Source organism: Pandoraea sp. PE-S2T-3, from assembly GCF_002179965.1.
Taxonomy (GTDB): Bacteria; Pseudomonadota; Gammaproteobacteria; order Burkholderiales; family Burkholderiaceae; genus Pandoraea.
Genome location: NZ_NGUQ01000008.1, coordinates 1 through 14183 on the forward strand (window position 1 = coordinate 1; position 14183 = coordinate 14183).

The 14183-nt window shown below is 62.6% G+C and carries 14 protein-coding genes; 3 read left to right on the forward strand and 11 right to left on the reverse strand.

Annotation, left to right across the window (positions count from 1 at the left end; all coding sequences use genetic code 11):
• The coding region (locus CDV46_RS05720) for an electron transfer flavoprotein subunit beta/FixA family protein (RefSeq protein WP_140413306.1) at positions 1-450 on the reverse strand (450 nt) is incomplete at its 3' end.
• A 398-nt stretch (positions 451-848) separates the two neighbouring features.
• Between CDV46_RS05720 and CDV46_RS05725 the strand changes: the two genes are divergently transcribed.
• Together CDV46_RS05725 and CDV46_RS05730 are read left to right on the forward strand one after the other, a co-directional pair.
• A complete protein-coding gene (locus CDV46_RS05725) occupies positions 849-1745 on the forward strand; it encodes an alpha/beta hydrolase (RefSeq protein ID WP_254915941.1) in 897 nt (298 codons plus the stop codon).
• Positions 1746-1846: 101 nt separating this feature from the next.
• On the forward strand, positions 1847-2620 hold the full coding sequence (locus tag CDV46_RS05730) for a ferredoxin--NADP reductase (RefSeq protein ID WP_087688656.1): 774 nt from the start codon (positions 1847-1849) through the stop codon (positions 2618-2620).
• Positions 2621-2709: 89 nt separating this feature from the next.
• On the opposite strand, the gene CDV46_RS05735 is transcribed toward CDV46_RS05730, so the two are convergent.
• Both CDV46_RS05735 and CDV46_RS05740 read right to left on the reverse strand, forming a co-directional pair.
• Positions 2710-3510: an enoyl-CoA hydratase gene (locus CDV46_RS05735; protein ID WP_087722042.1), complete on the reverse strand. Its 801-nt coding sequence runs from the start codon at positions 3508-3510 to the stop codon at positions 2710-2712.
• A 72-nt stretch (positions 3511-3582) separates the two neighbouring features.
• Positions 3583-4506 carry a histone deacetylase family protein gene (locus CDV46_RS05740; protein WP_087688658.1) on the reverse strand — a complete coding sequence of 308 codons (924 nt, stop codon included), beginning with the start codon at positions 4504-4506 and terminating at the stop codon, positions 3583-3585.
• 606 nt (positions 4507-5112) lie between these two features.
• On the opposite strand from CDV46_RS05740, the gene mltB reads away from it, so the two are divergent.
• Positions 5113-6186, forward strand: coding sequence for a lytic murein transglycosylase B (gene mltB, locus CDV46_RS05745; RefSeq protein ID WP_254915942.1), 1074 nt, complete (start codon positions 5113-5115; stop codon positions 6184-6186).
• A 120-nt stretch (positions 6187-6306) separates the two neighbouring features.
• Here the strand turns inward: mltB and cysM are convergent, their stop codons facing one another.
• From cysM to CDV46_RS05785, 8 genes are all read right to left on the reverse strand, one after another.
• Positions 6307-7209: a cysteine synthase CysM gene (gene cysM, locus CDV46_RS05750; RefSeq protein WP_058375468.1), complete on the reverse strand. Its 903-nt coding sequence runs from the start codon at positions 7207-7209 to the stop codon at positions 6307-6309.
• Between the two features lie 240 nt (positions 7210-7449).
• Entirely contained in the window at positions 7450-8286 is an 837-nt protein-coding gene (locus CDV46_RS05755) for a ComEA family DNA-binding protein (RefSeq protein WP_087722044.1), read from the reverse strand.
• A gap of 414 nt (positions 8287-8700) precedes the next feature.
• The gene (rfaD, locus tag CDV46_RS05760; RefSeq protein ID WP_087722045.1) at positions 8701-9705 is read right to left on the reverse strand and encodes an ADP-glyceromanno-heptose 6-epimerase; all 1005 of its coding nucleotides are present in this window, start codon (positions 9703-9705) and stop codon (positions 8701-8703) included.
• Between the two features lies 1 nt (position 9706).
• A complete protein-coding gene (gene rfaE1 / locus CDV46_RS05765; RefSeq protein WP_058375471.1) occupies positions 9707-10690 on the reverse strand; it encodes a D-glycero-beta-D-manno-heptose-7-phosphate kinase in 984 nt (327 codons plus the stop codon).
• Between the two features lie 25 nt (positions 10691-10715).
• Positions 10716-12089: a UDP-glucose dehydrogenase family protein gene (locus CDV46_RS05770; RefSeq protein WP_087688662.1), complete on the reverse strand. Its 1374-nt coding sequence runs from the start codon at positions 12087-12089 to the stop codon at positions 10716-10718.
• Positions 12090-12110: 21 nt separating this feature from the next.
• Positions 12111-13286 (reverse strand): lipopolysaccharide assembly protein LapB, encoded by a 1176-nt coding sequence (lapB, locus tag CDV46_RS05775; RefSeq protein ID WP_087722046.1) that lies wholly within the window; start codon positions 13284-13286, stop codon positions 12111-12113.
• 67 nt (positions 13287-13353) lie between these two features.
• Positions 13354-13647, reverse strand: coding sequence for a LapA family protein (locus CDV46_RS05780; protein WP_042115054.1), 294 nt, complete (start codon positions 13645-13647; stop codon positions 13354-13356).
• Positions 13648-13882: 235 nt separating this feature from the next.
• Positions 13883-14176 carry an integration host factor subunit beta gene (locus CDV46_RS05785; RefSeq protein WP_017232087.1) on the reverse strand — a complete coding sequence of 98 codons (294 nt, stop codon included), beginning with the start codon at positions 14174-14176 and terminating at the stop codon, positions 13883-13885.
• Positions 14177-14183 lie beyond the last annotated feature (7 nt).

A 14183-nucleotide genomic window follows, 5' to 3' on the forward strand; every position in this document is an offset into this window, starting at 1 on the left:
GTCCGCGACCGTCACTTTCGAAGCGAACGTCGCCTGCGGCAGCTTTGCGAGCGCCGCGAGCATCTGACCGGTTTGGTTCGAGTCGTCGTCGATGGCCTGCTTGCCCAGGATCACCAGTTGCGGCTGCTCCTTGTCGACCACGGCCTTAAGCAACTTGGCCACGGCCAGCGGTTGCAGTTCTTCATCCGATTCGATCAGGATTGCGCGATCCGCACCGATGGCCAGCGCCGTGCGCAGCGTCTCTTGCGATTGCGCCACACCCGCGGACACCGCAATCACTTCCGTCGCCACGCCCGCTTCCTTCAGACGCACCGCCTCTTCCACCGCGATCTCGTCGAACGGATTCATCGACATCTTCACGTTCGCAATGTCGACGCCACTGCCGTCGCTCTTCACGCGAACCTTTACGTTGTAATCCACTACCCGTTTGACCGGTACAAGGATCTTCATGAACTCGCTCCAAAGTTACGTTTACGTCAATCCGCTGCCATTATAACCACAGGGTTGCTGACGCATTTATTGCATATTTATGGCATTTTGTGGCAATGAGCCGATGCGCCCTCTGGATATGCCACGCATGCGCGATCCTCGCGATAGCGGCGCCGGAACCGCGGTGGCACTTGGCGATACGCCATCACCGCCCCGAACGATCGTGCTATTTTTATGCAAATCGTGGCGCTCAACCAGTGTCTTCGTGGTGCATTTCCTCTAGAGAAATCCACCCGTCGCACAGACGCCTATGATCGAATGGCGCACCCGGAATTCAGACTGTCACACGCATGACGGCCCGCCGGGGATCCATTTGGAATTCGGTGACAAGCGCCCTGCCGCCGGGCGAGGAGGAAGACATGACCACGCATTCGGAATCGCGTCTGAAGGCCAGCGACGGCCTCGAGCTGCACGTGCAGAGCTGGCGGCCCGACAACATGGGCAACACGAGTGCACCGCTGCGCGCGGTGGTCGCTATCGTGCACGGCATGGGCGAACACGGCGGGCGCTACGCGCGGCTCGCCGAGCACTTCGCCTCGCATCAGATCGCCACCATCACGTACGACCTGCGCGGACACGGCCGCTCGGCCGGTGCGCGCGTCTTCGTCAATCACTTCGACGAATATCTCGACGACACCGAGATCTTTCTCACCCACGTGCGCCACACCTTCGGACAAGTGCCGCTGTTCGTGCTCGGCCACAGCATGGGGGGTGCGATTGCCGCGCTCTACACGATCACACGAGCGCCCGCCCACGTGCGAGGGCTGATTCTGAGCAGCCCTGCCCTCGCGCCGGGCGAACCCGTTGCCCCGTGGCTCGCCAAGGCCGGGCGCTGGGTGTCACGCTGGCTGCCGAAGGTGCCGGTCTTCAAGATCGATCCGGCGATGATTTCGCGCGACAAGTCGGTGGTCGACGCCGCCAAGCAAGATCCGTTGAACGCCTATCGCGGCACCCCGGCACGCACCGCCGCCGAATTGCTCGACGCGATGGCGCGCATTCACGCCAACGCCGATGCACTGCATCTGCCGTTGTATGTCTTTCACGGCACCGCGGACAAACTCACCGCACCGTGGGCCAGCGAGCAGTTTCATGACAACGCGGGCTCGCAGGACAAGACGCTCCATCTCTACAAGGGTCACTTTCACGAGACGCTCAACGATCTCGACCGCGAGAAGGTCATTGGCGATCTCACGCAGTGGATGTTGCAGCACCTGCCGGTCGCGAAGACGCCCGAACCCGCGCACGATAGCGCTTGAGGCCGCTCGCCCTGCGATCCCAACACGGTAGCAGGGTCTCATCCCGATAGGCCGCGCTGCGCGTTACACTGGGCTCGTACGTATTCGCGAGGAGCCCCGGCATGCAAGCGCAGACGAAATACTCGCCGCAAACCGTCACCGGCGTGCACTTCTGGACGCCGACGATCTTCAGCATCAAGACCACACGGCCGCCCGGCCTGCAATTCGCGCCCGGGCAGTTCGTTCGCCTCGGCCTTCCCGGCGACGACGGACAACTGATCTGGCGCGCGTATTCCTTCGTAAATTCGCCTGCCGAAGATACGTTGGAGTTCTACGTAATCACGATTCCCGAAGGGCTGCTGACGCCACGCATGGCGAAGCTCAAGGTCGGCGACGAAATGTTCGTCGATCACACTGCCTACGGCTTTCTCACACTCGATCGCTTCACCGGTGGCGACGATCTCTGGCTGCTCGCCACGGGCACGGGCCTCGCGCCGTTCGTGTCGATACTGCGCGATCCGGCCGTGTGGCAACGCTTCCGGAATATCTACGTGGTGCACAGCGTGCGCTGGGAGCGTGATCTCGCCTATTACGAGGAACTACGCCACTTCTCGCATCCCGACGTCGATCCGGCGCTGGTCGAGAAGCTCCACTTCGGCGTTTGCGTGACGCGCGAGCAGACCCCCGGTGCGCTCTATGGCCGCATCACGTCATTGCTCGAATCGGGAGCGTTGGAAAAATCATTGGGCGCGACGCTCGACCCTGCCACGTCGCGCATCATGGTGTGCGGCAATCCGGACATGGTGAAGGAACTACGCGCGTGGTTCACCGGCAACGGCTACGCCGTGAGCCGCACGGCAACGCCGGGGCCGCTGGTGCTGGAGAAGCAGTGGTAGCGCGCGACGCGGTGCTAGCGTGGCGGATGGATAATACGAGCGTTGCCGTTGCGGCGACTTGCCCGGTCACATGTCTCGTTCGGCACGCTTCATGACTTCGCCCAATCCGGGGCACGTTTTTCGATAAATGCCTGAACGCCTTCGAGCGCGCAATCGTCCATCATGTTGCACGCCATTGTCTGGCCGGCCATCTGGTAGGCCGCTTCGATGCCCGTCTCCAGTTGGCGATAGAACAGGCCCTTGCCGGCGGCGACTGCTGCCGCAGGCTTCGCGAGTATCGATGCACAGAGCGCCGCCACTTCCGCGTCGAGCCGCTCCATCGGCACCACCCGGTTGACGAGGCCGCGTTCACGCGCGGTTTCGGCGTCGATAAAGTCGCCCGTCAGCAGCATCTCCATCGCCTGCTTGCGCGACAGATTGCGCGAGAGCGCCACGCCCGGTGTCGCGCAGAACAATCCCACGTTGATGCCGGACACCGCGAAGCGTGCCGCCGACGCTGCCACCGCCAGATCGCACATCGCCACCAACTGGCACCCTGCCGCTGTCGCAATGCCATGCACACGTGCGATAACGGGTTGCGGCATGCGCTGCATGGTCATCATCACGCGGGTGCATTGATTGAAGAGTCGGCGGTAGTAGTCGAGCGACGGCTCGGCGCGCATTTCCTTGAGATCGTGCCCGGCGCAGAACGCCGCGCCTGCGGCGGCCAGCACGACAACGCGCGCGCTGGCGTCGTTCGCGATGGCATCGAGCGCGTGTTGCAGCGCATCGAGCATCGCTTCGGACAAGGCGTTGAACTGGCGCGGACGATTCAGCGTGAGCGTCACGACGCCCGCGAGATCACCTTCACCGCGCGTGGCGAAAACCAGCGATTCGTCGGTAGCGCTCATGATCGTCTCCTGTGCCACGTCATGCCGCGCGGCATCGAATGGGGTGAAGTGCAGGCACCGCTCGAAAGCCGCTCAAACGTCGGCGAGCACCTTCAGATGCGCCACAACGCTGCGGCCGAGTGCCGAGAGGTTGTAGCCCCCTTCGAGACAACTCACGATGCGCCCCTTCGCGTGACGATCGGCAATGGCCTTCACGCGCTCGGTCATCCACGTGAAGTCCGCTTCGGTCAGCCCGAGGTTACCGAGATCGTCTTCCCGATGCGCATCGAAGCCTGCCGAGAAGAAAATCATCTCGGGACGAAACGCGTCGAGTTGCCCGAGCCAGCCGTAGTCGATGGCCTCGCGCGCCGCCATGCCCGATGTCCGCGCCGAGAGCGGGATATTGAGCATGTTCGGTGCGGGGTGATCGGCGCCCGAGAACGGATAGAACGGGTGCTGGAAGATGCCGCACATCAGCACGCGATCGTCGTTGGCGAAAGCCGCTTCGGTGCCGTTGCCGTGATGCACGTCGAAGTCGACGATGGCCACGCGCGACAGACCGTGTACTTCCAGCGCGTGAGCCGCCGCAATCGCCACGTTGTTGAACAGGCAGAAGCCCATGGCGCGCGTCGGCGTCGCGTGATGGCCCGGCGGGCGCACGCTACAGAACGCGTTGTCCAGTTCACCGCGAATGACTGCATCGGTTGCCGCCACCGCAGCGCCTGCCGCACGCGTGGCAGCACGCCACGAGTACGGATTGAGCAAGGTGTCGGGATCGATGGGGAAATAGCCCGTTTCGGGGATATTGTCGCGGATGAAGTCGATGTGATCTTGCGTGTGCACGAGTCGCAGGCTGGCCTCATCGGCCGCTGGCGCTTCACGGCGCTCGAGCAAGCCGTCGATGCGCCCGGCGATCAGTTGATCCTCGATGGCGCGCAGCCGCTCGGGACATTCCGGATGCCACTCGCCCATCTCGTGACGGACGCAATCGGGGTGCGTATAAAACCCGGTAGCCATTCGATGTGTCGCGTTCGTATCGTTATATTGGAACGAGGCGGGGGATACCCGCCGCGCCGTAGTCTCCACGTCCGGTAGCGGCCGGGCAAGGAGCCTGGCGAGCGTGAGCCGGATTGCACTGGTCTTCATTGGCAAACACTGGCAAACGCCTGCCTATGGCGGACATCCCCCATGAGCACTGTCAGTGACAGGCCCTAAGGTATCACAGGTGCACTCGGTTATACTGCCAGCAGTCTCTTTCCAGCAGACCCGTGTCAGTTGGCGAGGGCCGTTCGTAGTGCAATATGCGAGACGGCCGGAACCGACACGAATGACCGACGCTCTAGACGTAACCGCTAGACGAAACGCTCACGCGACACCGCCGGCCCGCGCCGACATGTCGCATTCGGACTTCATACAGGCCTGACAGACAGCATGACATCACCGGTACGGATGCAAGACTCTCTCGCGCCGGCGCAATCGCGCCGCGCCCAACGACCGGACAACGGCCGCACCTCCTGCGACGCCCAGCCACTCACACGCTCAATGTGCGTGCTGGGAACGACCTTAAGCGCCACCTTAAGCGCTACCTTAAGCACAACGTTAAGCACTGCGCTGTGCATCGGCGTGTTTGCCGTCACGACGCTAGGCGCGTCCAGCGTGCACGCGCAGACATCGCGCCCCAAGCAGGTCGCACAGCAATCGACGGAATTCGAGGAAGAAGTGGTGCCGCAACGCTACGCGGCCAACCCTGACGTCGACGCGTTCATCAACGACGTGGTCGCGCGCGACGGTTTCAATCGCGCCGAATTGCAGAAGATTTTCTCGCGTGTGGTGTTCTCGCAGACTGCTGCGCGTCTCGCGGCCCCGCCCGCCACGCCGGGGCAGAAGAACTGGATCAACTACGAGAAGCGTTTTCTCGATAACACGCGCATCAACGGCGGCGTGCGGTTCTGGAATCAGAACGCCGACACGCTCGCCCGCGCAGCGAAGCAGTACGGCGTGCCGGAAGAGATCATCGTCGCCATCATCGGCGTCGAGACAATCTACGGCCGCAACATGGGCAACTTCCGCACCATCGACGCGCTCACCACGCTCGCGTTCGATTACCCGCCCGCGCGCAATCGTTCCGAGCGCATGGCGCTCTTCCGCAACGAACTCGAGAACCTGTTGCTGTACGCACGCGAGCGCGCCGTCGATCCGTTCAGCATCTACGGCTCGTATGCGGGCGCCATCGGCATTCCGCAACTCATGCCCTCGTCGATCCGCAACTATGCGGTGGACTACACCGGCGACGGCAAGATCAACCTGACGACCGATGTCGCCGATGCCATCGGCAGCGTCGCCAACTTCCTCAAGCAACACGGTTGGCAACCGGGCCAGCCGGTCGTGTGGAACATCGCAAACGACCGGGGCAGTCAGGGGCTGGCGGAAGCCGGTGCCGACGGTCAGCCTGAGCCGCACTGGAAACTCAGCGACTTCATCAAGGCCGGTATGTTGATGAACGAGCCGCGTCTCGATGTGGGCGCGAAGCTCGACACCCCGGTGCTGATCGTCGATCTCCCCACACCGGGTCAAGCGACGCAGTACCGCATGGGGTTGAATAACTTCTACGTGCTCACGCGCTATAACCGCAGCTTCTTCTACGCGATGTCGGTGTATGACCTCGCCGATGCGATCAAGGCGGCGCGCGCGCCATGATGGGACACACGCCGAAATAGTCGCGTCGTACGGCAGCTTCAAGCACCAATAAAAACGGGACCGCAAGGTCCCGTTTCTTCATTCTCACGCTGTCGTGCGTGCGCTCACGCGATCACGCATTTACGCCGGGAACACACCCGTCGACAGATAGCGGTCGCCGCGATCGCAGACCACAAATACGATGGTCGCATTCTCAACTTCGTGCGCCAGGTTCAGCGCAATCTGGCAGGCACCTGCGGCCGAAATGCCGCAGAAAATGCCTTCTTCAGCGGCGAGACGGCGCGCCATGATCTCGGACTCCGCCTGCGTCACCGATATCGTGCGATCCACGCGAGCGCGATCGAAAATCTTCGGCAGATACGCTTCCGGCCACTTACGAATGCCCGGAATACGCGAACCTTCCGCAGGCTCGGCACCGATGATCTGCACCGCATCGTTCTGTTCCTTCAGGTATTGCGACACGCCCATGATCGTGCCCGTGGTGCCCATGGCCGACACGAAATGCGTGATACGGCCTTCGGTATCGCGCCAGATTTCGGGGCCGGTGCTTTCGTAGTGCGCGAGCGGATTGTCCGGGTTGGCAAACTGGTCGAGGATGGTGCCGCGGCCGTCGCGTTGCATCTGCTCGGCGAGGTCGCGCGCGTATTCCATGCCGCCCTTCACAGGGGTCAGGATGATCTCGGCACCGTACGCGCCCATGCTCTGACGACGCTCGATCGACAGATCTTCCGGCATGATCAACACCATCTTGTAACCACGAATCGCGGCTGCCATGGCCAGCGCGATGCCCGTATTGCCCGAGGTCGCTTCGATCAGCGTATCGCCCGGTTTGATGCGCCCGCGCTGCTCGGCGCGCTTGATCATCGAGAGTGCCGGACGGTCCTTCACCGAGCCGGCCGGGTTGTTGCCTTCGAGCTTGCCGAGAATCACGTTGTTGCGGCGGCGGATTTCGTCGTCGGGCAAACGCACCAGTTGCACCAGCGGCGTATTGCCGATGGTGTCTTCGATAGTCTTATAGGCCATTGCGCTAAGCTTTTTCGGTCGGGAATCGAAACATTCTAATCCACCGGCCATGTCCGCGCTCAGGGTAAGGGCTTACGGGAATCGAACGCGCAATGCGAAGCAGAAAGACGAAGGCCGATCCGGGCGTGGTATTGCCCCGGATCGGCCTTCGGTATTCCTGCCCTGCCGTTGTTTACGGCTTAGCCAGAACAAGGGCGGGGTCGCGGCATCACGGCATTACGGCTTTCCGCCTTTACACCGTTACGCCTTGGGTGCGCTTGCCGCTGCCGGGGCCTTGGCCTTCTTCGACTTGGCGGGCTTCGCCGGAGCCGCATCCGTCGCAGCACCCGGTGCCGACGCTGCCGACGGTGCGGTTGCTGCTGAAGCCTTCGACGTCTTCGATTTGCTCGACTTCGTGGCCTGGGTTGCATCGGCTGCCGGTGCAGCAGCGCCCGCCGCTGAGGCCCCTGCCGGGGCGGCGGCGGCATCTTTGGCTTTCTTCGACTTCGACGACTTGGTCTTGGCCGTCGTGTCGGTCGCGGCTGCGGCGGCCGTACCCGTCGCTGCCGCTGCCGGTGCAGCCGTCGCGGCGGGGTTCGCCGTCATGGCCGGTCCCGGTGATGTGGACTTCATCGCGGTGCCGGGGGCCGGTTGCATGGTCGTCGACGGTGCAGGCTTCATGGTCGTGGCGGGGGCCGGGGCTGCGGGGGCCTGCGCGGTGGCTGGCGCCGGTTTGGCGGGCGCAGTGGGTGCAGCAGGCGCAGGTGCCTGAGCCGCAGGAGTTGCGGGCGCAGCAGCCGGCTTCGTCGTCGCCGCAGGGGCAGCCCCACCGCCCTGTCCGTTGATCGTCATACCTTCGGTTTGCAGCGTCGAGACCGACTTGGCGCCGAGTCCTTTGACACGCTTGGCGACATCGGCGGCGTCTTTATAAGGGCCGTGCGCGTTGCGTTCGTCGATGATGGCCTTGGACTTGACCGGGCCGATGCCTTTGAGAGATTCGAGTGTCGCCTGATCGGCGGTGTTGATGTCGACCGCGGCCATGGCCAGGCCGCACAGGGCAAAAAAGGTGACAACTGCCAGCAAGAGCTTGCGGAGCATGGTGCAATCCTTTTTGAGACAGTCGGCGACTTGCCGCGTCCAACGTCCGGCGCCATGCGCGACGTTGGGAAAAACGGCGTGGTCCGACGAACCAGACCGGCGATGGCGAGCGGATCGTGATGCCCTCCCGGCCACCTCCTCCCTTTGCTGCCCGTTCCCGTGTTCCGGTGTTCCGGTGTTCCGGTGTTCCGGTCAGGCAGCCCTACGCGCCCTTCTCCACCCTTGCGTAGTCAGAACCCGTCCACTCTCTGGCCAATGCTCCCTGACTCGGGTGCACGCCGGAAAATGATACGTATAACGAGGTTAACGCGCCCGAACGCTTCCGGATGACATCCGGCGTCAGGTGCCGTGCAAAACAAAACGGGGAACCCACTGGGTTCCCCGTCGTTCAGCCGATTCGCTTCGTATCGCCGCTCATCGCGCCAGCAACCAGCGCACGTAACGCGAGACGCCTTCGCCCACCGTATAGAACGGTTGCGCATAGCCGCCCGCCTGACGCAGATGGTCGATATTCGCCTGCGTAAAGCTCTGATATTTGCCACGCAGCGCATCCGGGAAGTCGATGTACTCGATCAGTCCCTGACGCACCAGTTCGTCGAGCTCCAGCGGTGCTTCGCCCTTCTCTTCGCGCAACGTGTTGATCACCGCCACGGCGATGTCGTTGAACGGCTGCGCACGGCCCGTGCCCAGATTGAAGATGCCGCTGCGCTCAGGGTGATCGAAGAAATGCAGGTTCACCTTGACCACGTCTTCCACCGATACGAAGTCGCGGCTTTGCGTGCCCGCCGCGTAGCCGTTGTACTCGCCGAAGAGCTTCACGCGGCCATTGGCGCGGTATTCGTTGAAGTTGTGGAAGGCCACCGACGCCATGCGGCCCTTGTGCGCCTCACGTGCACCGTACACGTTGAAGTAACGGAAACCGGCCACCTGACTCGGCAGCTTGCCGCCGGCGTCGCGCATGGCGCGGCGCACAATCTGGTCGAACAGAAACTTCGAGTAGCCGTAGACGTTCAGCGGCTTCTCGTATTCGCGCGTCTCGACGAAGGTCTCGGACGCGCCATAGGTTGCCGCCGACGAGGCATAGAGAAACGGCACGGCCTGAGCCAGCGATGCATCGAACAGCGCCCGCGTGTAGCGGAAGTTGTTCTCCATCATGTAGCGGCCGTCGGTCTCCATGGTGTCGGAGCAGGCGCCTTCATGGAAAATCGCACGCACGCGACCGAATTCGCGACGTTGGAAACGTGCGACGAAATCGGTCTTGTCCAGGTAGTCGCTGATCTCGCAATCCACCAGATTGTGAAACTTGTCAGCGCGAGTGAGGTTGTCGACCGCCACAATGTCGGTTTCACCACGCTCATTGAGGGCTTTGACGATGTTGGCGCCGATGAAACCTGCGGCGCCGGTCACGATGATGGTCATGTCAGTTCGGGAAAAGTTCGGTGTAGTCCACGCTCGCCGTGCCCAGCTTGCCAACGACAATACTGCCGGCACGGTTGGCTAGCACCACTGCCTGCGGCAGCGACAAGCCAGCAGAAAGTGACGCCGCGAGCGTTGCGATCACGGTGTCGCCAGCGCCCGAGACATCATACACTTCGCGTGCCTGCGCCGGCACGTTCAACGCCCCGCCCTTGGTGAAGAGAGTCATCCCTTCTTCCGAGCGCGTGAGCAACAGGGCATCGAGGGCCAGCGACTCGCGCAGATTCTGCGCGCGCTGTGTCAAATCGTCTTCAGAACGCCATTCGCCCACGACTTGCTGCAATTCCGAGCGGTTCGGCGTGAGGATCGTCGCGCCGCGATAGCGCTCGTAATCGCTGCCTTTCGGGTCGACAAGGACTGCCTTGCCCGCCGCACGTGCCGCCTCAATCATCGGTTGCACATGTGTCAGCCCGCCCTTGGCGTAGTCCGACAGCAGCACAACGTCATAGTCGTTCACCAGTTGACGGTATTGATCAAGCACGACCAGCAACACTTCGCGTGCCGGCATGTTCTCGAAATCAATGCGTAAGAGTTGCTGCTGGCGCGAGACGATGCGCAGCTTGATCGTCGTCGCCAGGTCCGCATCACGTGTGAGATACGTCGTCACACCGCTCGCTTCGAGCAGATCTGCAACTCGGTTGCCCGGTTCATCCTGCCCCAGCACGCACAACAACCCGGCTTGCGCGCCCAGCGACGCGGCATTGAGCGCGACGTTGGCCGCGCCACCCAGGCGCTCCTCATTACGCTTGACGTGAACGACCGGCACCGGCGCCTCAGGAGAAATACGATTCACGTCACCGAACCAATAGCGGTCAAGCATCACGTCGCCAACGATCAGCACGCGAGCGCTCGCGAACGCTTCGCGAGGCAGGCGGGGCACATCAGGCACCGGCACCGTACCGGAGATAGAAGTTACCGTGAAAGTCATCAATCGTTCCTTGGTTCCTTGAATGTTATGCCGGCACGTGCAAGCCGCGGCCGATGGCGTGGTACTCCACACCCAGCTCGCGCATCGCTTCCGGATCGTAAAGATTACGACCGTCGAAAATCAGCGGCATCGACAGCGACGCCTTCACACGGGCGAAGTCGGGGCTGCGGAAAGCCTTCCATTCGGTGACGATCACGAGGGCATCGGCGCCGGTGAGCGCATCGTTCTGCGAGGTGCAGAACTCAATGCGTGCGTGGGCCGTCGGATCGTTCGCGAAGTCGAGCGCAATCACGCGGCGCGCTTCTTCCAGCGCCACCGGGTCGTACACGCGCACGCGCGCGCCACGCGCGACCAGCTCGGCAATCACGCGACGGCTCGGGGCCTCGCGCATGTCGTCGGTGTTCGGCTTGAAGGCGAGGCCCCAGAGCGCGAACGTCTTGTCCGAGAGGTCTTCACCCAGACGCTTCACGATCTTGCCGATCAGTACGGTCTTCTGCGTCTCGTTGACGGCTTCCACCGCATCGAGAATTCGCAGCGGCAGGCCATAGTCGTCGGCCGTGCGCACGAGTGCCTGCACATCCTTCGGGAAACACGAGCCGCCGTAGCCGCAGCCGGCGTAGAGGAAGTGATAGCCAATGCGCGGGTCCGAGCCGATGCCCTGACGCACGTTTTCGATGTCAGCGCCCACGCGGTCGGCCAGATTGGCCAGCTCGTTCATGAACGAGATACGCGTCGCGAGCATCGCGTTGGCCGCGTATTTAGTGAACTCTGCCGAGCGAACATCCATATACAGCGTGCGCTCGTGGTTGCGGTTGAACGGCGAGTACAGACGCTTCATCATGGCACGCGCCTGCTGGCCGTCGGCATCGTCATCCACGCCGATCACGATGCGGTCGGGGCGCATGAAGTCGTCCACGGCCGCGCCTTCCTTCAGAAACTCGGGGTTCGACACCACCGAGAACGACACGGCTTCACCGCGCTTGGCAAGCTCGTCGCTCACGGCGGCACGCACCTTGTCTGCCGTGCCGACCGGCACCGTCGATTTGTCGACGATGACCTTGAAGTCTTTGGCGTAACGGCCGATGTTGCGGGCGGCCGCGACCACGTATTGCAGGTCGGCGGAACCGTCTTCGTCGGGCGGGGTACCCACGGCGATGAACTGCACGTCGCCGTGCGCGACCGACGCTTCGATATCCGTCGAAAAATGCAGGCGGCCCGCTTCACGATTGCGCGCGATGATCTCCTGGAGACCCGGCTCGTGAATCGGCACGCCGCCGTTGTTCAGAATCTCGATCTTGCGCGGATCGACGTCAAGGCAGAACACGTCGTTGCCGACGTCTGCCAGACACGCGCCCGTAACGAGGCCGACGTAACCGGAGCCGATGATGGTGACTTTCATGATTGCGCGAACTTTAAAAAATTAGGAGGCCGCCGGCACGTCGGCACGTCGCGGCGTATAAGTCTCCCAGCCATTACAGCCGGGGCACTGCCAGTAAAAGAGTCGGGCACGGAAGCCGCACTGGTCGCAGACATAGCGCGGCAGCGACTTCGTGCGTTGCGTGATGAGTTTGCCCATCAATTGCAGATCGGTCTGCGTGTCGCCATGGGCCGTCGCGGCGTGCGCTTCGAGCAAACGCGCCATTCCCGGCGCGCTCGGCGCCCGCTGCATCTGCTCGCGCATTGCCTTCAGCGCGGCCTCGGGACCATTCAGCGACAACGTCTTTTCATAGACGATCTCAAGCAAATCGTCAGACGGATTTCGCATCAGCGCGTCGTGTAACAAGGCCAGCCCTTCCGGCGCACGCCCCAATGCTTCATAGGCACGCATCAACCGCTTGGCAGCCAGCCCCAGATAAACGGGGTTCTGCTCTTCGATCGTGCGCAACACGCGCAGCGCACCTTCGGCGTCGCCTGCTGCCAGCAGCATATCGCCACGCAAGAGCGGCGCACGCACGTTGGCCGGGTTGACGTCGAGCGCCGCATCCAGCTCGCGCGCGACGGCTTCGGCGTCCTTGCGTTGCAGCGCTTCCTGCGCCAGTTCGCAATGAAACTGTGCGATTTCCTTGCGGTACGACACGGCCGGGTCGAGATCGCTGAGCGTCTCGGCTTCGCTGAGCGCCTTACGCCACTCTTTTTCGATCTGATAGATCGTGAGCTTGGCGTGCTGCGCCGCCTTGGCGTAGTTGCCCGTTTGCAGTCGGCCGAAGGCTTCTTCGGCGCGATCGAGCAACCCTGCTTTCAGGAAGTCATGACCGAGTTCATAGAGCGCGTGCTCCTGATCGGTTTTCGGCAGATCATCGCGCGAAAGCAGGTTCTGATGCACGCGAATGGCGCGCTCGGTCTCGCCACGGCGGCGAAACAGGCTGCCGAGTGCGAAGTGCAGTTCGGTTGTCTCGGGGTCGAGCTTGGCGACTTCGATGAAGGCATCGATCGCCTTGTCCGGCTGCTCGTTGAGCAGGAAGTTCAGCCCGCGAAAATAGGACGCCGGCAGGTTGCGGCTCTCGGAGAGCAGGCTGCGCAAATCCAGCCGCGCAGCGACCCAGCCGCAGCCGAAAATCACCGGGATGGCCAGTAGCCACCAGACCTCGAATTCCATGGATGCGTGTTGTCTTTGAAACAGTCGATGAGGATGGCGAAGGTCGCCAGCTTGCGCGCCTGCCGGTTCAGACCGGCGGCAGCATTGGCGGCTGGTCGCTCGCCTCGGGGTCGCGCTGCGCCCGCGCCAGATCCCGGCGGGTGCGACGCAGCTCAAGTCGCTGACGCATCAGGCTCGGCAACGTTGCCAGCACGCCGATGACGCCACCGACCACGAAGAACGCCAGGCCGATCATGATGAGCGGTGCCGTCCACGTATGGCCCAGGAACAGGTTCAACGTGACCTCGCCCGTGTTGGCGAGTGCGAGACACAGCAACACCACGAAGACGATGAGACGAACGATCCAAACAATCAGCTTCATGCCGAAAGGCTCCTGCGGCAGGATTGCCGTATGTTTTGCGACTTGTTCGGCCCGCGTGGCACATTGACACTGCCCACGCGCGGGCCGGCACGTGCGCGTATTGTACCGGATGTGCCCTGGGAGGCGGCGTTCATGCAACGCGCTTCACATTTCCGGGAATTGTGTGCATCTACGCTCCCGGAAACAAAAAAAGCGCCCTGAGGCGCTTTTTTTGCGTAGTAGATCCCAAAGGGCCTTATTGGTCCGACGCCTTGTGATCAACCCGCTCTCGCAGCTCCTTGCCGGGCTTGAAGTGAGGCACGAATTTCTCCGGCACCATCACTTTCTCACCCGACTTGGGGTTGCGGCCGACGCGCGGTGGCCGACGGTTGAGCCCAAAACTACCAAATCCGCGGATCTCGATACGGTGGCCGCGCGCAAGCGCGTCAGCCATCGCGTCGAGAATCGTCTTCACCGCGAAATCGGCATCCTTGAGCACCAACTGGGGAAACCGCGCCGCCAACTGGTTGACCAATTCAGACTTGGTCATAGGCCTT

Excerpts from the sequence above, each read along its gene's own strand:
- CDV46_RS05725 (WP_254915941.1), top strand. The coding sequence starts at position 849 with ATGACCACGCATTCGGAATCGCGTCTGAAGGCCAGCGACGGCCTCGAG.
- CDV46_RS05730 (WP_087688656.1), top strand. The coding sequence starts at position 1,847 with ATGCAAGCGCAGACGAAATACTCGCCGCAAACCGTCACCGGCGTGCAC.
- CDV46_RS05735 (WP_087722042.1), bottom strand. The coding sequence starts at position 3,510 with ATGAGCGCTACCGACGAATCGCTGGTTTTCGCCACGCGCGGTGAAGGT.
- CDV46_RS05740 (WP_087688658.1), bottom strand. The coding sequence starts at position 4,506 with ATGGCTACCGGGTTTTATACGCACCCCGATTGCGTCCGTCACGAGATG.
- cysM (WP_058375468.1), bottom strand. The coding sequence starts at position 7,209 with ATGGCCTATAAGACTATCGAAGACACCATCGGCAATACGCCGCTGGTG.
- CDV46_RS05755 (WP_087722044.1), bottom strand. The coding sequence starts at position 8,286 with ATGCTCCGCAAGCTCTTGCTGGCAGTTGTCACCTTTTTTGCCCTGTGC.
- rfaD (WP_087722045.1), bottom strand. The coding sequence starts at position 9,705 with ATGACCATCATCGTGACCGGCGCCGCAGGTTTCATCGGCGCCAACATC.
- rfaE1 (WP_058375471.1), bottom strand. The coding sequence starts at position 10,690 with ATGACTTTCACGGTAACTTCTATCTCCGGTACGGTGCCGGTGCCTGAT.
- CDV46_RS05770 (WP_087688662.1), bottom strand. The coding sequence starts at position 12,089 with ATGAAAGTCACCATCATCGGCTCCGGTTACGTCGGCCTCGTTACGGGC.
- lapB (WP_087722046.1), bottom strand. The coding sequence starts at position 13,286 with ATGGAATTCGAGGTCTGGTGGCTACTGGCCATCCCGGTGATTTTCGGC.
- CDV46_RS05780 (WP_042115054.1), bottom strand. The coding sequence starts at position 13,647 with ATGAAGCTGATTGTTTGGATCGTTCGTCTCATCGTCTTCGTGGTGTTG.
- CDV46_RS05785 (WP_017232087.1), bottom strand. The coding sequence starts at position 14,176 with ATGACCAAGTCTGAATTGGTCAACCAGTTGGCGGCGCGGTTTCCCCAG.